This window comes from Pseudidiomarina donghaiensis (assembly GCF_900116895.1).
Taxonomy (GTDB): Bacteria; Pseudomonadota; Gammaproteobacteria; order Enterobacterales; family Alteromonadaceae; genus Pseudidiomarina; species Pseudidiomarina donghaiensis.
The window spans coordinates 36,559-62,152 of sequence record NZ_FPCF01000007.1; the positions used below are offsets into that span (position 1 = coordinate 36,559).

20 protein-coding genes are annotated in these 25,594 nt (G+C 49.4%); 11 read left to right on the forward strand and 9 right to left on the reverse strand.

Annotated elements, in window-relative coordinates; translation table 11 throughout:
* Positions 1 to 32: 32 nt before the first annotated feature.
* Positions 33 to 2,324, reverse strand: a complete 2,292-nt coding sequence (locus BM334_RS10805) for a DNA internalization-related competence protein ComEC/Rec2 (protein ID WP_092841622.1) — start codon at positions 2,322 to 2,324, stop codon at positions 33 to 35.
* A gap of 52 nt (positions 2,325 to 2,376) precedes the next feature.
* Between BM334_RS10805 and BM334_RS10810 the strand changes: the two genes are divergently transcribed.
* Positions 2,377 to 2,922, forward strand: a complete 546-nt coding sequence (locus tag BM334_RS10810; RefSeq protein WP_092841624.1) for a DUF2062 domain-containing protein — start codon at positions 2,377 to 2,379, stop codon at positions 2,920 to 2,922.
* Here BM334_RS10810 and BM334_RS10815 read toward each other — a convergent pair.
* The 3 genes from BM334_RS10815 to BM334_RS10825 are packed head-to-tail and all read right to left on the reverse strand — an operon-like array spanning position 2,919 to position 6,086.
* Complete coding sequence (locus tag BM334_RS10815) at positions 2,919 to 4,148, reverse strand: lipoprotein-releasing ABC transporter permease subunit (RefSeq protein WP_241970979.1); 1,230 nt, start codon at positions 4,146 to 4,148, stop codon at positions 2,919 to 2,921. The two genes, BM334_RS10810 and BM334_RS10815, sit on opposite strands and share 4 nt — an antisense overlap.
* Positions 4,145 to 4,852, reverse strand: coding sequence for a lipoprotein-releasing ABC transporter ATP-binding protein LolD (gene lolD / locus BM334_RS10820; protein ID WP_092841626.1), 708 nt, complete (start codon positions 4,850 to 4,852; stop codon positions 4,145 to 4,147). The genes BM334_RS10815 and lolD overlap by 4 nt, the downstream gene beginning before the upstream one ends.
* Complete coding sequence (locus BM334_RS10825; protein WP_092841628.1) at positions 4,845 to 6,086, reverse strand: lipoprotein-releasing ABC transporter permease subunit; 1,242 nt, start codon at positions 6,084 to 6,086, stop codon at positions 4,845 to 4,847. Before BM334_RS10825 ends, lolD begins: the two co-directional genes overlap by 8 nt.
* 131 nt (positions 6,087 to 6,217) lie before the next feature.
* Between BM334_RS10825 and mfd the strand changes: the two genes are divergently transcribed.
* The 8 genes from mfd (at position 6,218) to BM334_RS10865 (ending at position 16,331) form a co-directional block, all read left to right on the forward strand.
* A complete protein-coding gene (mfd, locus tag BM334_RS10830; RefSeq protein ID WP_092841630.1) occupies positions 6,218 to 9,685 on the forward strand; it encodes a transcription-repair coupling factor in 3,468 nt (1,155 codons plus the stop codon).
* A 2-nt stretch (positions 9,686 to 9,687) separates the two neighbouring features.
* The gene (locus BM334_RS10835) at positions 9,688 to 10,761 is read left to right on the forward strand and encodes a CsiV family protein (RefSeq protein WP_092841632.1); all 1,074 of its coding nucleotides are present in this window, start codon (positions 9,688 to 9,690) and stop codon (positions 10,759 to 10,761) included.
* Between the two features lie 26 nt (positions 10,762 to 10,787).
* The gene (locus BM334_RS10840; protein WP_092841634.1) at positions 10,788 to 11,288 is read left to right on the forward strand and encodes a MarR family winged helix-turn-helix transcriptional regulator; all 501 of its coding nucleotides are present in this window, start codon (positions 10,788 to 10,790) and stop codon (positions 11,286 to 11,288) included.
* Entirely contained in the window at positions 11,251 to 13,035 is a 1,785-nt protein-coding gene (locus BM334_RS10845; protein ID WP_092841636.1) for an ExeM/NucH family extracellular endonuclease, read from the forward strand. Before BM334_RS10840 ends, BM334_RS10845 begins: the two co-directional genes overlap by 38 nt.
* Positions 13,036 to 13,131: 96 nt before the next feature.
* On the forward strand, positions 13,132 to 13,689 hold the full coding sequence (locus BM334_RS10850; RefSeq protein WP_092841638.1) for an RNA polymerase sigma factor: 558 nt from the start codon (positions 13,132 to 13,134) through the stop codon (positions 13,687 to 13,689).
* Positions 13,682 to 14,032 (forward strand): hypothetical protein, encoded by a 351-nt coding sequence (locus BM334_RS10855; protein ID WP_092841640.1) that lies wholly within the window; start codon positions 13,682 to 13,684, stop codon positions 14,030 to 14,032. The genes BM334_RS10850 and BM334_RS10855 overlap by 8 nt, the downstream gene beginning before the upstream one ends.
* Positions 14,033 to 14,043: 11 nt before the next feature.
* Positions 14,044 to 14,904, forward strand: a complete 861-nt coding sequence (locus BM334_RS10860) for a PDZ domain-containing protein (protein ID WP_092841642.1) — start codon at positions 14,044 to 14,046, stop codon at positions 14,902 to 14,904.
* Between the two features lie 71 nt (positions 14,905 to 14,975).
* Positions 14,976 to 16,331: an alkaline phosphatase gene (locus tag BM334_RS10865; RefSeq protein WP_092841644.1), complete on the forward strand. Its 1,356-nt coding sequence runs from the start codon at positions 14,976 to 14,978 to the stop codon at positions 16,329 to 16,331.
* 4 nt (positions 16,332 to 16,335) lie between these two features.
* Here the strand turns inward: BM334_RS10865 and asnB are convergent, their stop codons facing one another.
* The 4 genes from asnB to BM334_RS10885 all read right to left on the reverse strand — a co-directional run bounded on the left by asnB (position 16,336) and on the right by BM334_RS10885 (position 21,494).
* Complete coding sequence (gene asnB, locus BM334_RS10870; protein WP_092841646.1) at positions 16,336 to 18,351, reverse strand: asparagine synthase (glutamine-hydrolyzing); 2,016 nt, start codon at positions 18,349 to 18,351, stop codon at positions 16,336 to 16,338.
* A 17-nt stretch (positions 18,352 to 18,368) separates the two neighbouring features.
* Positions 18,369 to 19,433, reverse strand: coding sequence for an aspartate/ornithine carbamoyltransferase family protein (locus BM334_RS10875; RefSeq protein ID WP_092841648.1), 1,065 nt, complete (start codon positions 19,431 to 19,433; stop codon positions 18,369 to 18,371).
* A gap of 125 nt (positions 19,434 to 19,558) precedes the next feature.
* On the reverse strand, positions 19,559 to 20,986 hold the full coding sequence (locus BM334_RS10880) for a sodium:solute symporter family protein (RefSeq protein WP_092841650.1): 1,428 nt from the start codon (positions 20,984 to 20,986) through the stop codon (positions 19,559 to 19,561).
* Positions 20,979 to 21,494 carry a hypothetical protein gene (locus tag BM334_RS10885; RefSeq protein ID WP_092841652.1) on the reverse strand — a complete coding sequence of 172 codons (516 nt, stop codon included), beginning with the start codon at positions 21,492 to 21,494 and terminating at the stop codon, positions 20,979 to 20,981. Before BM334_RS10885 ends, BM334_RS10880 begins: the two co-directional genes overlap by 8 nt.
* A 96-nt stretch (positions 21,495 to 21,590) precedes the next feature.
* On the opposite strand from BM334_RS10885, the gene folK reads away from it, so the two are divergent.
* Positions 21,591 to 22,007, forward strand: a complete 417-nt coding sequence (gene folK / locus BM334_RS10890; RefSeq protein ID WP_157981886.1) for a 2-amino-4-hydroxy-6-hydroxymethyldihydropteridine diphosphokinase — start codon at positions 21,591 to 21,593, stop codon at positions 22,005 to 22,007.
* Positions 22,000 to 22,710, forward strand: coding sequence for an SDR family oxidoreductase (locus tag BM334_RS10895; protein ID WP_092841656.1), 711 nt, complete (start codon positions 22,000 to 22,002; stop codon positions 22,708 to 22,710). The genes folK and BM334_RS10895 overlap by 8 nt, the downstream gene beginning before the upstream one ends.
* Here the strand turns inward: BM334_RS10895 and acnA are convergent.
* Positions 22,703 to 25,381: an aconitate hydratase AcnA gene (acnA, locus tag BM334_RS10900; protein WP_092841658.1), complete on the reverse strand. Its 2,679-nt coding sequence runs from the start codon at positions 25,379 to 25,381 to the stop codon at positions 22,703 to 22,705. The two genes, BM334_RS10895 and acnA, sit on opposite strands and share 8 nt — an antisense overlap.
* Positions 25,382 to 25,594 lie beyond the last annotated feature (213 nt).

Below are 25,594 nucleotides of genomic sequence, written 5' to 3' on the forward strand. Positions count from 1 at the left end.
GCAACATTCTAACCGCTTTGTAGGGGTACTGGCTAGTTATCTGCATCAAACCATGCACCATGGGCTGCTGCCCATGGCTGTGAAATTTCATAACGGTCGGCCTTAAAAATAATCGACAACTGCCCTCCTAACGCGGTATCTAGCAGTGGAATATTGCGATGTTGCAAGCGCTGTTTAACCGGCTCTGCCACCATACCGTAAGCATTATTACGACCGCGACTGGCAATCGCATACTGCGGCACAACTGCACTTAAAAAATAACCTTCGCTAGAGCTGTTACTCCCATGATGGGGCAACACTAAAATATCTGCCTTCACGTCAGCCGCGTGGGCAAGTAATTGCCGCTCGGCTCGCTTGGTAATATCCCCTGGCAATAATACCCGAGTACCATTTATCGTCAGCAGCAAGACACAGCTGTCATCGTTGTGGGCATTGTCGGTTACGGTGCGCGGATGTAATACCTGCCAATGTACCCGCCGCCAGTGTCCACTTTGCCCAGCCACACAAGGCGAGCCGCTGCCACTGCCAAACCAACGCAGTTGCGGGTACTGTTGTTTGAGTACGTCGACACCGCCGTTATGGTCATTGTCGGTATGGCTGACAAATGCCAGTTGAGGGGTCAAATCATGGTGCTGCAAAAACGGCAGAATAACGCGCTGCGCCATATTTCCGCCTAGCTCCCAGTTGGCTCCGGTGTCAATCAACATAGCATGCGCCCCTTGTTGCATCACCACTGCGCTTCCTTGGTCGACATCAAGAATATGTAGCACCAAATTATTGCGTTGCTGCGCAAGCTGCTGCATAACCAGTAAGCTCACCACCAGCGCCGCGGTTGTACCAAGCTTCCACGGCCATCGCCACGGCCAAAGCCATGCCACAATCAGCAAGCCAATGAGCACCACCGGCCCACTTTGTGAGCTGGCCAGCCATTGCCATTTTGCCTGCGCTAAATACTGCAATAGCGGCTCAAGATAATTCAGCGGTTGCTCCGCCAACCACAACAACCAACCGGCTAGGGGCATGGCATGCAGCATGCTAACAAGCATGGCAAGTAGGCTAAGCGGTAACACCCACATGCCGACAATGGGCACCACGAGCAAATTAGTTAGCGGCGCTAATAGCGGTAAGCCGCCAAATAAAACGGCAGTAAGCGGCCACATAAGCAGTGTCAGCACCAACTCAAGTCGCCATAACTGACGCACCGCTCGCCAGCGCCCCTGAATAGAAGGCCAACGCCAATGCATCAGCATAATGGTTGCCACCGCGCTCACTGAAAGCCAGAACCCTGGCTGCAACCATGCCAGTGGTTCAAATACAATCACTAGCCCCACCGCACGCAGTAATACCCGACTCATTGGCGTATGAATGGCGTACTGTTTATGCCAAATAACCACCGCAAACATGGCAAAGGCGCGTAATGTCGCGGTAGCAAACCCAGCGAGTGCGGCGTAACCAAAGGCTGCTACTAACGCAATAAACACGCCTAAATACCAACTGTTTAAATACTCGCGCCGACGCCGACTGCGTGCTGCAAATCGGCTGCTTAACTGGCTTAATACCAACACGCCACCGGCCACTAAACTTAAGTGTAAGCCCGATATAGCGATAAGATGCGCCAAGCCAGTACGTTGGTACATGTGCCATTGTTCGGCAGTTAATGCTTGGCGCTCACCCATCATCAAGGCAATGAGTACGCCAAAATTCTGTAACTGTGGCTGCAATGTTTGTAAACGACTAAATAGTTGTTGCCGCCACGAGGCTTCACCACGCAAGTAATGGCCACTGCGTATACTTCCTAGCCCATGAAGCTGACGGCTGACCAAATACCGGTGATACAAAAAACCGCCGTCATTACGAACGCCCTGCGGTGCTTTAAGCCGCGCTTGAAAATACCACTGCGTACCCGCCATCGGTGGCTTTAGGTTTGCCGGGGGCTCGTACCAATTCAAACGCACCAAAGCTGGGTTGGTTAGCTGCGTGCTGCCCGTCTGCAGCAATTTGCCTTCAATACGCCAAAACTGATCGCCAACCTGGGTAATTTCCGTAATATCAACAATAATCGGAGTGGTTTGCTGTAATAACTGAGGCGGCAGCTGACGCTGAAAATGCAAATAAGCATTGCCAGTACCCCATGCAATACCGCACAATACGCAACCGAGAACGAGCATCAGCGATCGCTGACGCACATGCAACTTACAGGTTAACGCCATGGCAGCAAACGCTAAGAAAATAGCGAGCCATAACCATGGTGCAAGAACCAGTTGCTTGCTGAAAAAAAATGACAGGGAATAGCCAAAAAGTGCTGCGCACAACCACCTATCCATGGACGTTGTACCTGTTTCTCGTAAAAGTTAGCTTGATTTAGACGGACAAAAAATGCCACGTAAGTTTATTCAACGCATCATGCCAAATCATGAAACCGTGAAGAACAGCCGAAGCTTAAAGATCTTTGGTCGGTTACTGCACGACGCGAACTTATGGCACCTCAACCGTCGTTCGGCAGCAGGCGCATTTGCAGTTGGGCTATTTTGCGCATTTATACCGGTTCCTTTCCAAATGGTATTAGCCGCCGCTGCTGCAATTCCGTTTCGGGTGAACTTACCCTTATCGGTGGCTCTTGTTTGGGTATCAAACCCAATTACCATGCCAGTGCTGTTCTACTTTTGTTATCTACTTGGCGCGTTTATTCTGGATCAGCCGTCACAAACATTTAGCTTTGAATTGTCTTGGCAGTGGCTTGGCGAAAGCATTAGCACCATCGGCCCCGCATTTTTGTTAGGTTGCTTAATTATGGCGGTCATTAGCAGTATTATTGGTTATTTTTCAATAAGCCTGTTGTGGCGCCAGTCCGTTGTTAATGCGTGGCGTGAGCGCGCGCAGCGTATGATTGAAAAAGCCAAGCAACGGGTTCATCACGACTAACCGCTAATGGCGCGCACTATTTCGGTTTTTGCAGCTCGCCAAGCAGGATAAATAGTGGCCAGCACGCTCATAATGACAGCTATGGCTGCAACCATGACAACATTCCAAATCTGCAAATCAACTGGAATTTGATTAATAAAATAAACATCGCTCGCCAACAGCGAGCTACCAGTAAGCCATTGTAACGCCGCCATTAAATTAGGTAACGCCAGTGTTAAGGCCACCCCTGCCAGGACGCCAAAAGCCACGCCGACTAAGCCATTTTGCAGCCCTTGCCAAATAAACACCCGCATAATTTGTTGAGCGCGCAGGCCCATGGTGCGCAAAATACCAATGTGTCGTTGTTTCTCTTGTACAGTCATAATCAGGGTTGAAACAATGTTGAAGCATGCCACTGCAAGCACCAAAATTAGCACCAAATACATCACAAAACGTACAAGTTGAATATCACGATATAAATGGCCTTGGGAACGCATCCAGTGGTCAATGTACACATAGTCTTGAATACGGTAGCCGACTTCGTTAGCCACTTGTTGCGCCTGCATAACATCATGCAAATACAGCTCAATCGCCGTTGCTCCCTGCTCTAGGCCTACCAAATCACGCCCTGTTGCGAGGTTGACATAAGCATATTGATGGTCAACTTGACCGCCGAAATTGAAGGTGCCAACCACTTCTAGCCGCACCCGTTTAGGTTCTTTAAAGTTGGCATTTTGTGCCACTAACAACATAAGTTTGTCACCAGGCGTCAGCTTGAGCTTTTGCGCTAACTGATGCCCCAGCACCACACCACCGGAAGTTTTCTGTAACGCCTGCCAAGCGTCCGCGGCAACATAATCGACAATGGCCTGGGTTTGGCTGGTGTCAATGGCGTGCACCTGCACACCGGTAAATTGCGCACCTTGCTGAACCATCGCTTGCGTGCGAATGACTTCGTTGGCATAACGCACAGCTGGGTGCGCACGGCTTACGGCTAGAATATCGTCAGGGCTCTTCAGTTGTTGATTCACCGCGGTGTATTCAACATGAGGGATTAAACTCAAGAAGCGTTCTTGCAATACCTTTTCAAAGCCGTTCATGACACTTAAACCGGCAATAAAAACCATACATCCAAGCGCAATACCCAGCGTTGACGACGCTGAAATAAACGAGATAAACCCTGATCGTTCGCGGCGGCCGCGAAAACGCAGGGCTAGCTGCCAGGTTAAATTCCACGGCTGCATCATGCCGTTTGCTCCACCTGTTCAAGTTGGCCGTGATGCAGGTTGAGCGTTCGCGGCAGTTGCGCTGCCAAATTTTGATCGTGCGTAACAATCACAAATGCCGTGTCGAGCTCTTGGTTCAGCTCTTTCAGTAACTCAAATACTTGCACGGCTGTTGCGTCGTCAAGATTCCCAGTGGGCTCATCGGCTAAAACTAAACTTGGTTCATTCGCTAAAGCTCTCGCAATAGCCACGCGTTGGCGTTCACCGCCCGACAATTCAGCTGGCCGGTGTTGCGCGCGCTGCGCAAGGCCTACCCGTTGCAACAACGCCATGGCGCGCTGTTCGGCCTGGGCTGCTTTAATACCACCAATAAGCAGTGGCATGGCGACATTTTCCAGCGCCGTAAACTCAGGCAACAAATGGTGAAATTGATAAATAAAGCCAAGTTGTTGGTTACGCCAGTCGGCAAGCTTGTTAGCAGACCAGTCTTGAATGGCTTGCCCACCGAACAACACCGAACCCGCGCTTGGCTTATCAAGCCCACCCATACAATGCAGCAAGGTACTCTTGCCCGAACCCGAGCTACCGACAATGGCTAACATTTCACCGGCCGCAACCGATAAATTAATGTCTTGCAACACCTGTAGCTGCCGATCACCGTCTTGGTAACTACGCGATAAATGACGACATTCCATGAGCATGGGCGAATCCTTTTTATTATTCATAACGCAATGCTTCTGCTGGCAATACGCGACTAGCGCGCCACGCTGGGTACAACGTGGCTAACAGGGTTAGCAGCATAGCCGCGAGTACAATGATAGTAATTTGCAGCGGCTGCATCAGTACCGGCAACCCGAGTTGCCCAGTAAAACTTAAATCGATACCGAGCCCCTGAATAATTTCATTCAGATAGTTGCCAACCACGAGGCCGATCAGCAGCCCGACTAAGCTACCTACTAAACCGTTAAACAGCCCTTGTACCATAAACATCAGGTGCAAATGGCTACGGCGCAAACCCATGGTTTGCAAAATAGCAATATCGGCACGTTTGTCCTGTATAACCATCATCAGCGCCGACACAATATTGAACGCGGCAACCGCAATAATAAGACCAAGCATTAGGCTTACCATGCGTTTTTCCATGCTCACTGCATCAAACAGCTCGCCATATTGGGCACGCCATGACTCTGTTTTGTAGGCATCGCCAACGGCTGCCTGCAACTGGGCTTCCACCTCAAGTGCACTGAATGGGTCGTTAAAGTAATAGCGTACCGCAGAAACGTGATTTGCGGGTAGCCTCAATAGTCGTGCGGCATCGGCGCCATGCATTACCAGTAATTGACTATCTGCTTCAGACTGCATACCGACAATGGCGGCAACCGTAAACTGACGTTGCGCCGGCATCAAACCTAGCGGCGTGTAAACACCACCAGCTGCGGCAACCACGCGAATAGTATCACCCGGCCATACCCCAAGTTCTTGCGCCAATGCTTGGCCTAAGATCACGCGATACTCACCAGAGCGCAGTTTTTCAACGTCGCCATATACTTGATAGTCGCGCAACGGCTGCCATTGCACCGCCGCATCGGGTGTTTGCGGAAACAGCCCTTGAATATAAACCGGCCGTAACTGGCCACTGCTTTGCACCACGCCGGCGCTACCCACTTGCGGCACCGCAGCAATTTGGTCGGTTAACTTAGGTACACCTGCGGCCAGTTCAGACCAATTCTCAACACTTGAGCCATCGGCTGCAGTAACCACCAGTTGCGGCACTACACCGAGAATTCGTTGCTTAAGTTGCTGCTCAAAGCCGTTCATAACCGAACTGACAATAATCAGCGCAGCGACACCAATTAAGATGCCCGCCAATGCAAAGCGGTTGATGAATCGCGTAAATTTATTGCCATGTCGAGCACGGCTGTATCGAAACCCTAAAAACAGGGTGGCAGGCTTAAACATATTTATTCCTAAATAACTTAGCGCTGCAAGCATAAAGAAAACTGACGACTGATCCAAGCGCCAAGTTGCGGTATACTCTCAACAAAATTTCGTTTCCCAATGAACATACGCAGTAGAGAATTCAGAAACCCATGACCAAGGCCTCCATTCTTAATCCGCCCAAGCCGAAAGACAGCGCGCGCGACATGACTTGGCAGCAGTTAGCTGGCAGTAGCATTGCGTTAGCACTTGGCCAACTTATTGAGCAACATGACGGGCCAGTACTCATTGTCACTCCCGATGCGCCCCAAGCACATCGCTTAGAGCACGAAGTGCAATATTTTGCTCCGTCATGGCGCCAACAGGTCATGGTATTTCCAGACTGGGAAACCCTACCCTATGACAGCTTTTCGCCCCACCAAGATATTATTTCTGAGCGCTTGAGTGTGCTTGCCCGCTTACCGGATATGCAGCGCGGCGCACTCATTGTGTCATTAAACACACTCATGCATCGGGTTGCGCCAACGGATTATGTCAGCGGCCAGGCAATTCAGGTGAATAAAGGCCAGAAGCTAGATATTCATGGGTTACGCCAACGCCTAGAACGAGCTGGTTATCGTCATGTCGCCCAAGTGATGGAACATGGCGAGTTTTGTGTACGCGGTTCTTTGCTCGACTTATTCCCGATGGGTAGCGCAGCGCCTTTTCGCATTGACTTTTTTGATGACGAAGTGGACTCCATTCGCTCCTTTGACCCAGATACTCAGCTTTCTGCGGGTGAAATTGACGCCATTAACCTACTTCCGGCGCACGAGTTTCCAACCCACACCGCGGCTATCGAGCGTTTTCGGGCCAACTATCGAGAGCAATTTGAAGCCTCGAACGCGCGCGATTCTGTGTATTACCAAGTGTCGAATCAGCAATTTCCAGGCGGCATAGAATACTACTTGCCACTATTTTTCGAACAAACCGCAACGCTGTTCGACTATCTGCCAAACAATACACTGTTAGTTAGTTTTGGTGATTTACAAGGCAGCCTTGACCATTTGTGGCATGACATTAACCAACGCTACGAACAGCGTCGCTATGACCCCTTACGCCCGTTACTACCGCCACAGCAGTTATACCTTAGCGTTGACCAAGTGCATGGGGCGTTTAAAGCCATGCCGCGCATACGCGCGATGGTACCCGGTGATAAGCCGCAACCTGGGCCGCAGCAGTTTGCCAGTGAAGCCATTGGCGAAATAGCCGTTAATCACCAGCTGAAAAACCCGCTCGAAAGCCTACAGCAGCGCTTGGCTAACGCGTTTGATGCCAACTACCGAGTACTATTTTTGGTGGAGTCGGCTGGGCGCCGCGAAACCTTACGCGAATTATTAGCGCCGCTGCAATTAGGTTTAGCTGAATTTGAAACCTTTCAAAGCTTTGTTGACGGCGATGACCCATGCGGTGTCAGTGTTAGCCCCATAATCAACTCATTTGCATTGCCTGAACACAAACTGCTGGTCATTACTGAAACCGAGTTACTCGGGCAACGCATTGCACAGCGCCGTCGCCGCGACCAAAAAGCCACTGTCAACGCCGAGAATATGGTGCGTAACCTAGCGGAATTGCGCATTGGTCAGCCGGTGGTTCATATTGACCACGGTGTAGGCCGCTACCAAGGTTTGCAAACCTTAGACACCGGCGGTGTCACCACCGAGTTTGTCACCATTGAATACGCCAACAACAGTAAGCTGTACGTGCCGGTTGCTGCGTTGCATGTGCTAAGCCGTTACAGCGGCGGCGAAGAAAGCTCAGCACCGTTGCACAAACTAGGCAATGACCAGTGGGAAAAAGCCAAACGTAAAGCGGCTGAGAAAATTCGTGACGTGGCCGCTGAGCTGCTAGACGTTTATGCTCGCCGCGAGGCCAAACCTGGTTATAAATATCGACTTGATCACAACGAATATCAGCGCTTTGCGGCAAGCTTTCCATTCGAAGAAACCGATGACCAACAAGCGGCTATTGCCGGTGTGCTTGGCGACATGCAGTCGGACCGCGCCATGGACCGGTTAGTGTGTGGCGACGTTGGTTTCGGTAAAACCGAGGTCGCTATGCGCGCTGCCTTTGTTGCCGTGAATGACAACAAACAAGTGGCAGTGCTAGTACCCACCACCCTGCTTGCGCAGCAGCACTACGAAAACTTTAAGGATCGTTTTGCTGATTGGCCCATTCGCGTTGAAGTTCTGTCGCGATTTAAAACGGGCAAACAAACCCAGAAAATTCTCGATGACATGGCCGAAGGCAAAATTGACCTGGTTATTGGCACCCATAAGTTACTTAGTGCCGACGTGAAATTTAAAGACTTAGGGCTGCTGATTGTCGATGAGGAGCATCGCTTTGGTGTGCGTCAAAAAGAAGCTATAAAGAAGCTTCGCGCCGACGTCGATATTCTTACTCTAACCGCAACCCCAATACCTCGAACCCTCAACATGGCTATGCAGGGCGTACGTGATTTATCGATTATAGCTACCCCACCGGCGAAGCGATTAGCGGTGAAAACCTTTGTTCGTGAATATGACGAGCCCACCATTCGTGAGGCCATATTGCGCGAAATTTTGCGTGGTGGGCAGGTGTATTTCTTACACAACAATGTCGAAACCATTGATAAAACGGCTGAAAAACTGGCTGAACTTGTTCCCGAAGCACGCATCACCGTAGCCCACGGACAAATGCGTGAGCGCGAGCTAGAGCGAATTATGTCAGATTTTTATCATCAGCGTTATAACGTCTTGGTGTGCACCACCATTGTCGAAACCGGTATTGACGTACCTACCGCAAATACCATTGTCATGGACCGTGCCGATCATCTTGGCTTGGCACAAATGCACCAACTTCGCGGCCGGGTTGGCCGCTCGCATCACCAAGCGTACGCATACCTACTTACCCCGCCGCCTAAGCGTATGACCAAAGACGCCTTGAAGCGCCTTGAGGCTATTTCACAGCTAGAAGACTTGGGCGCTGGTTTTATGTTGGCAACTCACGATTTAGAAATTCGCGGGGCTGGTGAACTGCTTGGTGATGAGCAAAGCGGCCAAATTGAAACCATTGGCTTTACCCTGTACATGGAAATGCTTGAACAAGCCGTCACCGCGCTACGCGACGGCAAGCAACCGGCGCTCGACCAACTGCTGAAAGCACAGTCAGAAGTCGATTTACGTGTGCCAGCTTTGTTGCCGGACACCTACATTGCCGATGTAAACACCCGCCTTAGTTTATATAAGCGCATAGCCAGCAGCGATGACAGCCAAGGCCTGCATGAAATTCAAGTTGAGCTGATTGATCGTTTTGGTTTATTGCCAGATGCCGTGAAAAACCTCATTCGCGTGACCGAGCTGCGTAATCGCGCGGGTAAACTGGGTATTCGTAAAATAGACGGCGGCCCGCTGGGCATCAACTTTGAGTTTGCCGACGACACCCGCGTGTCACCGCAATTATTAATTGGTTTGATTCAATCACAACCGAATTTATATCGCCTGGAAGGCCCGAACCGTTTACGTTATCTTGGGAAAATTGAAGATACTCAAAGCCGCCTGAAACTGGTAGAGTCATTACTTGAAGAATTCGCACGAGGATAGTTATGACAGCATGGTTGCGTAACAGCATAATCGCCGTGATGGGGCTTTGTAGCGCTAGCGCTTTGGCCCAGCAATCACCTGCCGATTGGCGCTGGTTTGATGTTGAGGTGTTAGTTTTTAAACACGCGCCGAACGATGAAAACGAAAATTTCCCATGGCATCCGCCGCGTCAATTCGAAGCGCAAAATGATCTGCTGTCAGCGTTTTATGCTCCCGACTTTAGCGCTTTTTTGCACGCGCTTGATATTTGTCCTGAAGAAAATCTATCACGCCCAGTATTCTGTGCCTTGCCAAGTGAACAAGACCCATATTCGCTATGGTATAACCCAGAGCGCATTATGAGTGGCTTTCGTGAAGCCCCAGCAAAAATAATTGATGGTTATGGCGGCGACATGCACACGCAGAAACGTCCATTTTTATTAGCCTCAGAAGAATTCGAGTTTACCGACTTTCGCGAACAACTTATCCGCCGCAATGTTGGTACACCACTATTGCATGCTACTTACCGTACACCGGTATTTAATCGAGCCAACAATTACCGTGTTCGACTATTTGGTGGGCGCAATTTTGGCCCTGAATTTTTACCTAATGGCTACCCGCAACCACCATTTATGGCACTTGATTCAGCCGTTGAGAACTCAACCAAGCAAGTACCGCAATTATTTGAAGAGCTAGAGAATTTGTTTAGCAGTGTTGAGCAACAACAATTTCAACTTAGTTACCGCGATCACCGCACACCAAACCCGCCGCCATTACTCGCTGCAAGAGAACGCTCACAGCGCCCTACCCCAGTGTGGGAGTTAGACGGTACGTTACATATTTATTTGGTCGGTAATTACTTACATATTGATAGCGATCTCGAGCTACGAGAACCCCAGCGCGTGCAGTTTAATCAACGCGAATTAGCTGCTCAAATTGAACAGGCCTTGCAACCTCAGCTAGACTCTAAATTCTTGCGTAGTTATCGGCTCAATCAATTGCGCCGTGTCATCAGTCACGAAACCCATTACTTTGATCATCCGCGGCTTGGGCTAGTCGTACAAATTCGTCGTACTGAATTATCAGCGCGACGTTAATACATCGAGAACAAACGGAATTACTTATGGAAAAGTACGAAGAGCTGTTGCTTGCATTACGCAAAGTTATTCGCGCAACAGATTTGTACTCAAAACAGTTAAATAAGCGCACCGGACTAACCGCACCACAGCTGTTAATATTGCGCGAAATTGCCGCTGCGCCCGATGGCATTACGGCAAGTTCAGTCGCACAAAATATTACCTTAAGCCCAGCAACCGTGAGTAATGTTATCGACCGCTTAGAACATCGTGAACTTATTCACCGTGAGCGTAGCGTGCAAGACCGGCGCCGTGTGGTGTTGTCGCTTACTGCGCGAGGTCGCGAACGACTTGCAGAAGCCCCTCGCCCTTTACAAGAAGACTTTATACACAAATTCCAAGCACTCGCTGACTGGGAACAATCACAATTAGTTGCAGGCATGCAGCGAATTGCCACCATGATGGACGCGGAACGACTTGATGCCGCAGACGTACTTGAAGTAGGAACCTATGAACAACAAAAATATCGTACGCCTAAGCGTAAGTAGCTTATCGTTACTTCTGTTAAGTAGCTGTGCTCAATTAAATAAACCGGCGTTATGCGATGCTGACATTACGCCAATTCCGCACATTCAAGGCAGCGGCGCTGTATCACCGCTGCTTGACCAAACGCTGACAACACGCGGCGTTGTTACCGCCAGCTGGTACCGTGAAAATCAGCTGGGTGGTTATTTCATTCAAAGCGCAGAAGTTGACGACGACAACGATGCCACAACCTCAAACGGCTTATTTATTGCCCAGCAAAATGCCGCCGTGAAGGTTGGTGATGCGGTATACCTTACCGGCGTTGTGCACGAGCACAACGGCGTGACTCAATTGCAGAACATTAGTGCAAGTGCCGTTTGCGCATCGGAGCAGGCCATAGAAGCAACGCCGTTTACACTGCCAGTTGCAGCCACTGAAGCATTTGAAGCCGTTGAGGGCATGCTGCTTTCACTGACGCAGTCACTTACCGTGAACGGCCACTATCAACTGCAGCGACACGGCCAATTTGACGTTGCTCCCATGCGGTTATACACACCAACACAGCATCACAAACCCGGCGCAGAGGCACAAGCTCAAGCTCAAGCCAATAGTTTGGCGCGATTAGTTATTGACGATAATTTAGCGCCAAACCCAGCACAGATTAACGTGCCAAAGCCCTCACTTACGGCTGAGAACACGTTACGAAGTGGCGATGTTATTGCCCCGCTAACCGGTGTATTGAATGAGTTCAAGGGCTCGTACCGGCTGCAACCAACAACTGCCGTAACGGTGATTGAAACCAATAAACGACCACCGGCGCCAACCGCACCAGCTACCAATACGGTTCGTGTGGCTGCGTTTAACGTATTGAATTATTTCAATGGCAACGGCGCCGAGAAAACCTTTCCCACCGAACGCGGCGCTAAATCTGCTGCTGACTTTCAACGTCAACACGACAAAATCATTGCGGCATTAAGCCAACTCGATGCTGATATTGTTGGCCTGATGGAAATTGAAAATGACGGCTATGGCAAATACAGTGCTATTTCTGAATTAACAGCGGCGCTAGCCGAACAAACGGGACACCCTTGGCGCTTTATACGTGCGGGGGTAAACAGTTTTGGTGATGATAGTATTACCAACGGTTTAATCTATCGTAGCGACAAAGTAGAGCCTCAAGGCCAGCCACTGACCATTACCGAAGCGTCTTTTGGAACCCGTAGTCGCTTGCCTTTGATTCAGCGTTTCGCACCCAACAACACGGTGGAAAATTTAGTTATTGCTGTGAATCACTTTAAATCAAAAGGTAGCTGCCCTAAAGATGCGGAAAACCCCAATGCTAACCAACACGATGGTCAAGGCTGTTGGAATGCAGCTCGTACTGAATCAGCCAAGCACCTCGCCGCATTTATCGACCGTCATCCGGATTTAAAAAATCACGGCTTGCGTGTGTTAATGGGTGACTTTAATGCCTATGGTCAAGAAGACCCAATTCAGACCTTGCTGGCGCAAGGGTACTACAACCGAATTGATGCTTTTGACCCACAAGCTTACAGCTACGTTTACGACGCACAAGCGGGTAGCTTAGACCATTTATTGGTTTCTGGCCTGTTAACGGGGCGTGTGGTCAATCAAGCGGTTTGGTCAATCAATGCTGATGAGCCAACACTTTTGCAATATGATCGTGCTGCGCAAAATTCACAATGGTATGCGCCTTCGGCCTATCGATCGTCAGATCATGATCCTGTCTATGCTGATATTCAATTTTAATTAGAATCAAAAAAATAATTAAACTTGTCACAGCTCTCGCCTTTGTTGCATCTTAACTGTAGTCATCATCACACATGAGCAACAAAGGCGAATTGAGTGGAACACAAACGAATTGGTTTTGGTTGCGCGCTAAGCCCAGCCATATTTAACCAAGCCATACGTGGCAAACCGCAAGCGCAAAGGGTTGTTTTTGAAACCTTTAAACCTGCGGTTTTGCGCACCTTAATGGGCTTATGTCACGACCGCGAGTTAGCGCGTGACTTAGCGCAAGACGTGTTTATTCAAACCTTTCGTAAAATTCATCAAATTCGCAAACCTGAAGCTTTTGGTGGTTGGTTAAAAAAGTTAACCATTCGCACCGCATTAGCAGAGTTTCGTCGACAACAACCGCAAACCAACAGTGAGCCACCAGACATTGCCGATACGTCATGGCACAACATGGCCGACTGGTTGACTCAACTGGATGATATTGAACGGTTAATTAACCAGCTTGATACTCAGGAGCGAACTCTTGTTTGGCTGTATCTCGGTGAAGGCTACAGCCACGAGGAAATTGCAGAGCTTATGCAGCAACCTTCGGCAACAATACGACAACGTTATCGACGAGCCTTGTTAAAGCTCCATGAATTTTTAAATGAGGAACAACATGATTAACGATCACGAAAAAGCCTTACAACATCGTTGGAATAACCATGTTGAGCAGCAAGTCGACTCGATAGAATTGACTTGGCAGCAGGTGCAGCCAAACGACAACCCAAGGCGCGTTTGGAAATTTGCTACCGCTGCAGCTATTGTTGTGGCCGTGAGCTACATTGGTTGGCACTTTCATGCACAACCAAACGCTGGGCCTTCCACTGGTAGCGACGCACCAATGTTGCTTGCCAGTAATTATACCCTAGCGGCGCTCGACGAACGTATTCAGTTGGCCTTGCTGCACGGTGCAGATGAGGCAACTTTAGAGTATTTGTGGCAGCAACGTGCGCTATTAACGCAATAGGAGTGAATGAAATGAAACGCTCAATGGTAACCCTCGCTTTACTGCTGACAGGCTTTTCCCCATTGTCATCGGCTTCCTCGACAGCTGTTACCGCGGCCAATATGCAGCAGCAAGAGGCGCGTGAAAACGCGCGCGCCGCCGCCATTGCTGCAAGTAAAGCCTACGGTTCACAAGAACAAGTTGTGCTGGAAGAGCCGGCTCGAAGCTTTGTCGACTGGGGAGCCATTATACAACCCAATGGAACCGTGCTAACAGTGCGTGCACAATCGGTAGCCGCCACTATGGGTTTGCAAAAAGATGACAAGCTTACTCACATAAATGGTAAAGCGATAAACCCGCGTGAGCTGGCTTCCACACTAGAAACCATCGAACGGCTTGAACATAACGAAGCATTTACCGTGACTATCCAACGCGGTTCAGACACCCTTGAGTTGCAGGGAGTCGCACAAGCAACTGTCATACCTGGTTGGCGCCTAGAAGTTGACAACACAATTAACGAAACCACAGTTACTGACGCAACGAATCAATCTTGCGGCCGCGTCAGTGTGTTTTTTACGCCACCAGTTACGCGAGATTTCTTCCCTGCATTTATCAATACGATCGATGACAATAACGTACGTCATAAAAATCCTAATTTTAAATTGGCAACCGGTGAGCATATTATTGGCGTGCATGAGCTGATTTCCGATCGTACGTTACGTCGCGGTTCAAGTCTTGATACAGCAAAACAATTGACGCTCAACGTTGAAGCGAATAAAACCTACTATATTGCTGCCCATTTTATACGTGAAAAACGATTTTCACGTACCGATGGCGGCTATTGGGAGCCGGTTGTTTGGAAAGTCACCGAGCATAGTTGTTCACTCGACTGATTAAGTCACTAAGCTGTCATAAGCTCGTGCTATGATTGGCGAAATTGTTTACTTAGAGGCTCTAAGCGCTTATGAATAAATTTATTTCAGCGGGTGCAGCTACGCTAATTGCGAGCGTAACACTAGGCGGTTGCGCAAGCACCACAACTCCTGAATCTGCGGCAACACCAGCGCCGAATATTATTTTTATGATTGGCGATGGTATGGGGTTTGAGTATATTTCAGCGTACCGCTATGCCATGAGCCAACTCGGCGCCCACGAACTTGCTACGACACCCTTTGATGATTTGTTGGTTGGTGCAGCAACGACCTATCCAGATGACGATACTTGGGTAACCGACTCAGCAGCAAGCGCAACAGCGCTCGCGACCGGCGTAAAGAGTTTCAACGGTGCCATTGGTGTAGACAGCCAGAAAGCACCGCAGCGCACGTTAATGGAACTAGCTCGTGAACATGGTTGGGCAACCGGAGCTGTCGCAACAGTTCAGGTTAACCATGCAACACCAGCTAGTTTTTTCACTCATCACCCCTCACGCAATATGTACAATGACATCGCCGACTCATATGCAACGCAAGTTGCTCATGGCGGTTGGAGCTTCGATGTGCTTTTAGGGGGTGGTTACGACTACTTTCATCGCGATGACAAAAACTGGTTACCTGAACTTGAGCAACAAGGTTTACAGGTCGTTACTCGCATGGACGATTTAGCCCAATACACGCAAACCCCTGTGATGGGCTTATTTGCACCCAAAGCCTTGCCATTTGCCATTGACGATAAGCCCGGCCGATTAGCCAATATGACAACTCATGCCCTGCGCCTATTGACCGAACAAAGCACCGCCAACGGCAAGCCGTTTGCGCTAATGGTTGAAGGCAGCATGATTGATTGGTGTGGGCATGCCAATGATATTGCCTGTGCGGTGCATGAAATGGCTGACTTTGCCGCTGCGGTACAAGTTGTCCGTGATTACATCGCTGAGCACCCGAATACCTTGTTAGTTATTACTGCCGACCACTCAACTGGCGGTTTAACCCTTGGTCAAGGCGGTGAATACGCTTGGCATTCCGATAAAGTGAATGCGATTAGCCAGTCAATTGAGGGCATGGCAACCCATTTGTTCGACATGCCGCGCCAGCAATGGCGTGCTTATGTGGAAGAGAAATTAGCGTTTACCCTCACTAGCAAACAGTGGAAGCAACTGGGCGAAGTGAAGCTAGATAAAGAGTTGCAAGGGCGCGACCGATTAAAACCCATTCACCAAGTTCTAGTAAACATTGTGAGTGAGCATACCCGCACCGGCTGGACCACCGGCGGCCATACCGCAGTAGACGTACCCGTAATGGCTACCGGCCCTGGTGCAGAGGCGTTCAAAGGCTATATCGACAACACCGATATAGCCAAAGCGCTACTTAAACTCGTGCGTTAAGCGATTAGGCGTGCCAACCTAGTTCGTTGGCACGCTGTTGCGCTAACTGCGGTACGTCAGTTTTAACAAAATGGTGGTGAAGAATTTGCACCCCAAGCATGTGATTAATTACCGCGTCTAGCTGTACTTTTTCGTCAATCGAAACCGCTTCTGATTCATGCCGAGCAAAGGTTGTTTGTACGGCCTCAAAATCAAGTAACCCAGCCTCTTCCACGGCTTCTTTTGATAAGAACTGTTCAGCCAACTTCAGCACAGCCTGCCACTTTTTCGGATCGGTATGCGCCGGCGGCGCCATAAAGGCAAACTTCTCGCGCTTATACAGTGTCTCAGGCAATAAGCCCTTCATGGCCTCGCGCAGTACATATTTTTCTTTATTGCCTTTAATGCGCAAATGCGGGGGCACGGTAAACGCGTATTCCGCCAAGTGGTGGTCTAAAAATGCTGGGCGGGCTTCCATGGAGTTCGCCATATCAACGCGATCACCACCCCAAGTTAAAATTTGCCCTTCTAGCATGGTTTTAATCCACACGTATTGGGCGCGGTCCAATGGGTGGCGGCCTTTCAGCATCGTTTCGTCCAAGGTTTCCGCAATGGCTTTACCAGCGTCATAGTCCGTAAGTTTTTCCCGACGTGCTTTTGCAATCAACGGCAGCGCAATCTCTCCACACGACAACCAAGGCTGCACACAACTTGGGGTAAAGCCCATTTTCGCGTTAAACGCTGGGCTGACAAACTCTTCGCGGGCTAGCATGGCGCCTTTGAACAACTTATTGTTTTTCTCAAGCAGCTCTTGCCATGCCTTGCGTTCACTATCCGGTAAGTGGTCTAAACCGTGCAAAAACATGTCTTTACGAAATGCTGGGTAGCCCGCAAACAGCTCATCTGAACCTTCGCCAGTCAGCACCACTTTATAGCCGACTTGGTTAACCTGTTGGCTCATTAAATACTTCGCAACGCCTAGTGTGTTATAGATAGTGCGTTCGGTATGCCAGATAGTTTTTACAAAATGATCATACAGGTCGTCGGCGTTCAAACGCATAATGTGATGATCGGCACCGGTGGCTTCAGCCATTTCTTGGGCAATCGGCGTTTCATCATACTCATCCGAGTCAAAACCAATGGTGAAGGCTTTCACTGAGGTTTGCGTTGCGGCTGCCGACAGCCCCAATATAGCGCACGAATCAATACCACCCGACAAGTAACAACCAACTGGAACATCGGCGGTTAAGCGATGTTGTACAGCTTCCAGCAGGTGTTTACGCACACCTTCAATGTACTGCGTTTCGTCCACGTCATCGCCGGGGTACTCGTGCGCTTGAGGAAAATTAACGTCCCAATATTTGTCTTCAGACAGCGTTAACTTACCATTTTGGCGCTGTATTTTTACCACATGCCCGGGCGCCACTTGTTTTACCCCGGCAAAAGCCGTAGAACCTGGCACCATCACTTGAATAAGTTGATGGTACAAGCCTTCCGATGAAAACTCGCGCTTCACGCTCGGGTGCGCAAATAATACTTTGAGTTCAGAGCCAAACACCACACCATCGTCGGTTTCAACGTAGTAAAGCGGTTTAATGCCAAAACGGTCACGCACCAAATACATGGCGTCGTCAGTTTGATCATAAAGGGCAAAGGCAAACTCACCGCGCAGTTCGCTCAACGTGCGTTCTAGCCCAACACGCTCAAACAAGTGCAGCACAATTTCTGAGTCACTTTTGCTATGAAAGCGCGCCCCCTGCGCCGTTAAATCGGCACGGATGCGTTTAAAGTCATAAAATTCACCGTTGTGGGCTAACAACAAATTGCCGCTTTTGTTTAAAAACGGCTGGCGAGCTCGATCTTCGTTTAAATCGATAATTGACAGTCGCGCATGGCTAAAACCCACGCCGGTGTTTGGCATAACATGGTAGCCAAAACCGTCAGGGCCGCGGTGGTGCATAATGGCAGCCATATTAACCAAAGTTTGCGCCTGCGGCGCTTGGCTAGCGTCGCGATTAAAAATTCCTGCTATTCCACACATACTTCAAACTCCTCGGGTTATACCACGTCAATAACGCGCTCAGCACGTTCAACCATACACGTCAGCAACGCCATGCGTAAAAACACAGCGCCGCGCGCTTGGCTGAAGTACCAGTTGTGTGCGGTATGATCTAAATCGGTCGATAATTCTTCGCCACGCGCCAGTGGGTGCAAAATAATGGCATCGTCTTTAAGCGGCGAGTTCGCGGTTAAATGGAACGCACTACCATAGGTGTTGAAGGTGTCGCCTTCCCAAGATATCGCGTTAATGTAAACCACATCTAACTGCGGCAGCACGTCATCAAGCTCGGTGGAGGTGCTAATGTTAATGCCACGCGCTTCAAGTTCTTCGCGCTGCCCCGCGCCAAATAAGTCGTTAGCACTGGCTTCATCATGAATAATCACAAGTTCTTCGACCGCATGAGGAAACACCGACAAGCATTTTAAGAAGCTACGTACCGTGCGCATTTTATTCGGCACCCCAATAACGCCAATACGAATTTTGCTGTTGTTAACAGGGTCAATCAGCTCTGGGCGCCATTTGAAAATGGCATACATGTCTGACAGCGCCTGGGTTGGGTGTTCATCAACGCCGTTACCGGCATTAATAATGGGAATGCGCAGGGCATCCATCATTTCGTACAACGAACTTTCGTTATTGTCGCGCAGCACCACGCAATCGCCGTAGTTATTGAACATTTCCGCCACATCGGCCAAACACTCACCTTTCGCAATGCCAGTGGTCGAACGGTCAGTAATGGACATAATATCGCCGCCTAGGCGGTGCCAGGCACTCTCAAACGACAGTCGCGTGCGCGTGCTGGGTTCATAAAATGCGCTGATCAAAATTTTGTTTTGCAACGGTGAGCTAAAGCGCTTTGGATTACTCTCAATTTTAGCCGCCAAACGAAACAACTGCTTCATGGTGTCTTGATCAAATTGATCGCCCGACACAATGTGCTGATTGGCCAACTTAACTAAAAAATCACCGTCTTCCTGAATGACTCGCAACAGCGCTTTTGGGTGTGCATCGCCATACACATCAGGCCGTTCGCGTTCAAACGAAACGTCATTTACATTCATAATGGGTTACCAAAGTTGTTTAGAAAATAAATCTTTTAACCATAGCCCCAATAAAACTACTGGCGCTAAAGCCGTTAAAATTAAGCACACCGTGACCAACACACTAAAACCAGTTAAGCCGAGCATTACGCACGCTCCTGCATGTCTTGCCAATTAAATAAGGTGCGACTACGCCACAGGCCAACAGCACATATTAATGCTGAAACAATGCAGCTAACTAACGCCGCCACATAAAAGCCAATCGCAAAATAACTCACCAAGCCTGCCATAGTGCCGACCGCCATTGCTAAAGCCGCATAACCACCCGTTAAACGACGTTGGTATAGGCCAAAAACTATTGGAAAAATAGTGCTAGCCACAAAGGCGCCGGCAAAATTCAGTAATGCGCCTAGGGTCGCAATTTGCGGCAAGCATAATAACCACGTCAGTATGCCAAGGCCGGCAATGCAATAACGGTTCATCCGCAATAGCTGATGATCTGTCGCTTCAGGTCGAAACTTTTTATGGTAAAAATCACGCGTAACTAAGTCAGATGTCGCCGCTAACAATGAATCAAGACTAGACGCTAATGCGGAAAAAACCACGATGAACACCACGATGGCGCCCACTTTGCCAAGTACTTCGGCGGCCACCATAGGCCCGACCATGTCGGCCGTAGGTGGGAAAATTCCCAGCTGCGGCGCAGCGAGCGCAATAAAGCCGGTAACGATAGGAATGGGCAACCACAGCAGCCCCCCAAGCATAAAGGCTTTAAAGGCGACCTTACCTTTGAACGCCAGCGCCCGTGACCACCACACGTTCGAGTGAAAAATCTCACCCAAACCAAAGAAAATATTATTGAATAGAAACATCACTGCTGCAGGAAACAGCAAGTCAAGTAGCTGCGGGTGGTCCGTGCTGAGCTCTGTATGAATAGTCTCTAAGCTGACGGTGTCGATTAAAAACCACGCAATACCCACCACCCCAACAATAATGATTAACGCTTGAATAAAATCGGTGGCGATAACGGCGCGTAAGCCGCCAAACAAGGTGTAGCCCACGCAAATAAGTAAAATTGCGCTCATGCCTATGTGATAATCCAAGCCACTAAGCGCTTGCAACAAAATACCGCCAGCCATGCCTAAGCTAACCAACCAGCCCATGGCATAGACCACAGAAATGACCATGAATACCCACCACGCAGCGCGGCCAAAGCGTAATCGAATAAAGTCGCCCGAGGTGTAACCATGTGGCATTAAACGTTTAATTCGCGCAGCAAGAGGGGCAAATAAAATGAGCCCTAAGGCGGCAAATGAATAGCCGACCATGCCCCAAACCCCAAGCTGATAGGTTAATTGTGGGGCAACCAAGGTGGTGTTGCTGGTTACCCACGTCGCCATCGCGGTGGCTGCGGCTAATGCAAAGCCGACATTGCGCCCAGCTAAGGCAAAGTCTTCGTGCGACTTGTTTTTGCGGCCCAAATACCAACCAAATGCTATCCACAGTACGCCAAAAATGCCGACCAAGGCGAGGCCGAGCGTGCTGTCGAGGGCAAAATCAGTGGCTTTATTCATGCTCAGTACCTTTCGATCGCGATACCTTAGCGCGTGACGCCGCGCGATGGTTGGCAATAATCAATACCACCAGAACCATAAACACCGTTAAACCCGCAAAGAATAATCCGAGCGCTTGCCACAATGGGTAGTGATCCACTCGCACATGCACCACGTTACTAAGCACATCGCCCGCAGCATTACGCAAACGGAAATAATGATCGCCCGAGGTGAAACCGGTTAAAGTAATTTGTTGAAAGTCGGCCACGCCCTGCCCCAACCATGGGTACGAGCGACTGACATGAGCAAATTGAGCACTGCCAGCGTAATCTACCCACAATGACTGCTCTGCGGCCGATGATTGTACTTGTGCGGTAAGCACGAAGTAGCCTTCACGACTTAATTCGGGGGCACTCAGTGCGTATGGGAGTTCTGCCGTTGATGGCGACAAGGCAAACGCGGGTCGCGCAAACAGCGTGATGAGTAACAACAGCGAGATGTGAATAACGAACCTTGCGCGGTTTGGCACTATTCCTTCCTGTAGCCCTTTGTATCTAGGCTACCAAGTGAGGAAAATCATTGCAACTTAAGGTATGCTCACAGGCATTGCAGTATGGAAATCACTATGCGTCGATTATTTTTATGCACCATGGGGGCAAACATTGCGCCCGAGAAGAACTTTGCCAAAGCACGCGAGCGGCTGAAGACGCTTGGTCACGCGCACTACTCACGGGCTATTTATACCCGCCCTGTGGCCATGCAAAGCCAAGCGCAATTTTTAAACGCGCTGTTACTCATTGATACCCCGCTCACGGCACTTGAGCTGAAACAGCAATTTAATCAAATAGAAATTGATCTCGGTCGTGATCGTGACGACCCATTAAGTAGCCAAAAAGATCGGCCTATGGATATCGATATTTTAGGCGAAGCACAGTATGACGACAGTTGGCAGCAAGTGCCTGAGTATTTAACTGCGGTGATTAAAAGTTTGCGTCCGTTAGCAACAGAGCTCGCCCGCGACATGGAGTTTAGTCATGACTAACAACAAAACCGTTTTCATTACCGGTGCGGGTCGGCGTTTTGGCTTGGCTCTTGCGCATGCCCTATTAGACGATGGCTATCAGGTAATTGCCCACTACAACACCTCCAAAGATGGTATTGCTGAGCTTGAGCAACGCGGTGCGGTTGCGGTGCAAGCGAATCTTGCTGACCTACAACAGGTTGCGCGGTTAATTAGCGAGCTGAAACAGCACACCCAGCAGCTTGATTTACTAGTGAACAACGCTTCGTGCTTTTTTGACAATACTGTTGTTGACGACGACTTGGCTAACCTTAGCACTGTGTTAAACGTGCACACGGCGGCGCCATATCTATTAATTCGCGACTTACAGCCATTATTAGCAGCTGCCAACGGCAGTGTGGTGAATATCACCGATATTTACGTCGACAGCCCCTCAACCAACTATGTGGCCTACTGCGCCGCGAAAGCTGGCTTAGCCAGTTTGACATTAGCATTCGCCAAAAAATTAGCCCCGGCGGTGCGCGTTAACGCTATCCAACCAGGGCCAATATTGTTTTTGCCTGAGCACGACAGCGAGCACCGTCAAAAAGTACTCGCTGAAACGCCATTAAAGCTAGAAGGCGGCCTTGAACCGATGATTGCTACGGTGCGCTTTTTACGCGACAACCCGTTTGTCACCGGCGAGTCGATTAAAGTCGACGGTGGCCGCGCCCTGCTTATTTAAGCATTTGGCGTAACACGTAGTGCAGAATGCCGCCGCTACGGTAGTACTCCAGTTCATTTCCAGTATCAATGCGGCATTTCACCTCAAACTCAGCCGTTGAACCGTCGGCTTTCTTGGCTTGAACTTTCAGCATTTGGCCTGGTTTCAGGTTGTCGTTAATGCCGACAATGCTAATTTGTTCGTCACCTTTTAAGCCGTGCGCTTGTACGCCTTCGCCATCCATAAACTGCAATGGCAACACACCCATGCCCACTAAGTTAGAACGGTGAATACGCTCGAAGCTTTCGGCAATAACCGCTTTCACGCCTAACAAGGTGGTGCCTTTGGCAGCCCAGTCACGGCTGGAGCCGGTACCGTACTCTTTACCGGCCAACACCACCAATGGCGTTTGTTCTTTCTGATACAACATAGCGGCGTCGTAAATCGACATTTCTTTGCCGCTTGGCACATGACGGGTGTAACCGCCTTCAACGCCATCAAGCATTTGGTTTTTTATGCGAATATTGGCAAAGGTACCGCGCATCATCACTTCGTGGTTACCACGACGCGAACCGTACGAGTTAAAGTCTTTCACCGCCACGCCATTTTCTTGCAAGTACTTACCCGCTGGCGAGTCAGGCTTAATGGAACCTGCTGGTGAAATGTGGTCGGTGGTAATGGTGTCACCAAATACCGCTAACACACGTGCGTCGTTAACATCACCAAGGCCTGCCAATGGTTTGTCGATGCCAATGAAATACGGCGGATTCTTCACGTAGGTTGAGTCATCGCTCCAGTTGTAGGTTTTACCCTCACCAATTGGAATAGAGCGCCACTCGTCATCGCCTTTAAATACTTCACCATATTCGCGGCGGAACATGTCGCCATCCACAAACTGTACCGCTTCAGCAATTTCACTGCTGCTTGGCCAAATGTCTTTTAAGTACACCGGGTTACCGTTTTGATCGTCGCCTAATGGGTCTTTGCTCAAATCAATACGGGTTGTACCGGCCAACGCATAGGCAACCACCAAGGGCGGCGACGCCAACCAGTTGGCTTTCACGTCTTGGTGAATACGGCCTTCAAAGTTGCGGTTACCGGAAAGCACCGACGACACTGTCAGATTACCTTCGCGAATGGCGTCAGTAATTTCATCAGGTAACGGCCCTGAGTTACCAATACAGGTGGTACAGCCGTAACCAACAAGGTTAAAGCCAAGTTTATCGAGGTACTGGGTAAATCCGGCTTTGGCTAAGTAATCGGTCACAACCTTTGAACCAGGCGCCAGCGACGACTTCACCCAAGGTTTACGGTTTAAGCCTTTTTCAATCGCTTTTTTCGCCACTAAACCTGCGGCCATAAGCACACTCGGGTTTGAGGTGTTGGTACACGAAGTAATCGCTGCAATTACGACGTCACCGTGTGACAAACTGTAGTCTTTACCTTTAACCGGTACCGATTTTTCTTTTTCGGCGCCCTGCCCGCTACTTTCTAATACCAAGTCAAAGGCTGCACCTAATTGCGGCATACCCACACGGTCTTGTGGACGTTTTGGCCCTGCCAACGATGCTTCTACAGTGCTTAAATCAAGTTCTAAACTATCGGTGAATACCGGCTCGTTACCGGTTTCGCGCCACATGCCTTGCGCTTTCGCATAGGCTTCTACCAAATCAATGGTGTCTTGATCACGGCCAGAAAGTTCTAGGTAGCGCAAGGTTTCTTGGTCAACTGGGAAAAAGCCACATGTTGCGCCATATTCAGGCGCCATATTACCAATGGTGGCGCGGTCTGCTAATGGCAGGTTATCAAGGCCTGGGCCATAGAACTCGACAAATTTACCCACCACACCATGCTTACGTAGCATTTGGGTTACGGTTAGCACTAAATCCGTTGCGGTAACGCCTTCTGGTAACTTACCGGTCATGCGGAAACCAATCACTTCAGGAATCAGCATCGACACTGGCTGGCCCAGCATCGCCGCTTCCGCTTCAATACCGCCGACACCCCAGCCTAATACACCTAGGCCGTTAATCATGGTGGTGTGCGAATCGGTGCCGACTAAGGTATCCGGCATAACATAGGTTTTACCGTCTTGCTCTTTGGTCCAAGCTACTTTGGCTAAATACTCAAGGTTTACTTGGTGGCAAATACCGGTGCCTGGCGGCACCACGCGGAAGTTTTCAAAGGCATTTTGGCCCCAACGCAAAAATTGGTAACGCTCAAAGTTACGTTCCATTTCTATGCGTACGTTTTCTTTAAAGGCTTCAGGCGTGGCAAATTTATCGACCATAACCGAGTGGTCAATCACTAAATCAACCGCTGACAATGGGTTAATTTGATTCGGGTCTTGCCCAGCTTTGGCAACGGCGTCACGCATGGCGGCCAAATCAACCACGGCAGGAACGCCGGTGAAATCTTGCATGAGTACTCGCGCTGGGCGGTACTGAATTTCGCGGTCAGACTTTCGTTCTTTTAGCCAATGACCAATGGCTTCAATATCTTCTTTGGATACCGTGCTACCGTCTTCATTACGTAGCAAGTTTTCCAACAGCACCTTCATTGACGTTGGCAATTTGCTTACGTCGCCAATGCTTTTTAGCTGCTCAGCAGCTTTCGGTAAGCTGTGATAATGAAAGGTTTTACCGTTTACTTCTAGCGTACTTAACGTATTCAAGCTGTCGTTGCTCGACATAGCCTAACTCCTTATCTAAACGATGCATCCTTTAAGCTTAGACACAAATTTGTGGTTCAGCCATAGCGCTTATTTATATTAACTATTTAATCACTATGGGTATTTAAAAGACAAAGATCAACCGCCTAACATATTGATGCACGACAAGTATTCGCAACATGACTAACAATTGGTATAAGATGTCATTCTTATGTGTGGTTCAAATAATAATAA

Excerpts from the sequence above, each read along its gene's own strand:
- BM334_RS10805 (WP_092841622.1), bottom strand. The coding sequence starts at position 2,324 with ATGGATAGGTGGTTGTGCGCAGCACTTTTTGGCTATTCCCTGTCATTT.
- BM334_RS10810 (WP_092841624.1), top strand. The coding sequence starts at position 2,377 with ATGCCACGTAAGTTTATTCAACGCATCATGCCAAATCATGAAACCGTG.
- BM334_RS10815 (WP_241970979.1), bottom strand. The coding sequence starts at position 4,148 with ATGATGCAGCCGTGGAATTTAACCTGGCAGCTAGCCCTGCGTTTTCGC.
- lolD (WP_092841626.1), bottom strand. The coding sequence starts at position 4,852 with ATGAATAATAAAAAGGATTCGCCCATGCTCATGGAATGTCGTCATTTA.
- BM334_RS10825 (WP_092841628.1), bottom strand. The coding sequence starts at position 6,086 with ATGTTTAAGCCTGCCACCCTGTTTTTAGGGTTTCGATACAGCCGTGCT.
- mfd (WP_092841630.1), top strand. The coding sequence starts at position 6,218 with ATGACCAAGGCCTCCATTCTTAATCCGCCCAAGCCGAAAGACAGCGCG.
- BM334_RS10835 (WP_092841632.1), top strand. The coding sequence starts at position 9,688 with ATGACAGCATGGTTGCGTAACAGCATAATCGCCGTGATGGGGCTTTGT.
- BM334_RS10840 (WP_092841634.1), top strand. The coding sequence starts at position 10,788 with ATGGAAAAGTACGAAGAGCTGTTGCTTGCATTACGCAAAGTTATTCGC.
- BM334_RS10845 (WP_092841636.1), top strand. The coding sequence starts at position 11,251 with ATGAACAACAAAAATATCGTACGCCTAAGCGTAAGTAGCTTATCGTTA.
- BM334_RS10855 (WP_092841640.1), top strand. The coding sequence starts at position 13,682 with ATGATTAACGATCACGAAAAAGCCTTACAACATCGTTGGAATAACCAT.
- BM334_RS10860 (WP_092841642.1), top strand. The coding sequence starts at position 14,044 with ATGAAACGCTCAATGGTAACCCTCGCTTTACTGCTGACAGGCTTTTCC.
- BM334_RS10865 (WP_092841644.1), top strand. The coding sequence starts at position 14,976 with ATGAATAAATTTATTTCAGCGGGTGCAGCTACGCTAATTGCGAGCGTA.
- asnB (WP_092841646.1), bottom strand. The coding sequence starts at position 18,351 with ATGTGTGGAATAGCAGGAATTTTTAATCGCGACGCTAGCCAAGCGCCG.
- BM334_RS10875 (WP_092841648.1), bottom strand. The coding sequence starts at position 19,433 with ATGAATGTAAATGACGTTTCGTTTGAACGCGAACGGCCTGATGTGTAT.
- BM334_RS10880 (WP_092841650.1), bottom strand. The coding sequence starts at position 20,986 with ATGAATAAAGCCACTGATTTTGCCCTCGACAGCACGCTCGGCCTCGCC.
- folK (WP_157981886.1), top strand. The coding sequence starts at position 21,591 with ATGCGTCGATTATTTTTATGCACCATGGGGGCAAACATTGCGCCCGAG.
- BM334_RS10895 (WP_092841656.1), top strand. The coding sequence starts at position 22,000 with ATGACTAACAACAAAACCGTTTTCATTACCGGTGCGGGTCGGCGTTTT.
- acnA (WP_092841658.1), bottom strand. The coding sequence starts at position 25,381 with ATGTCGAGCAACGACAGCTTGAATACGTTAAGTACGCTAGAAGTAAAC.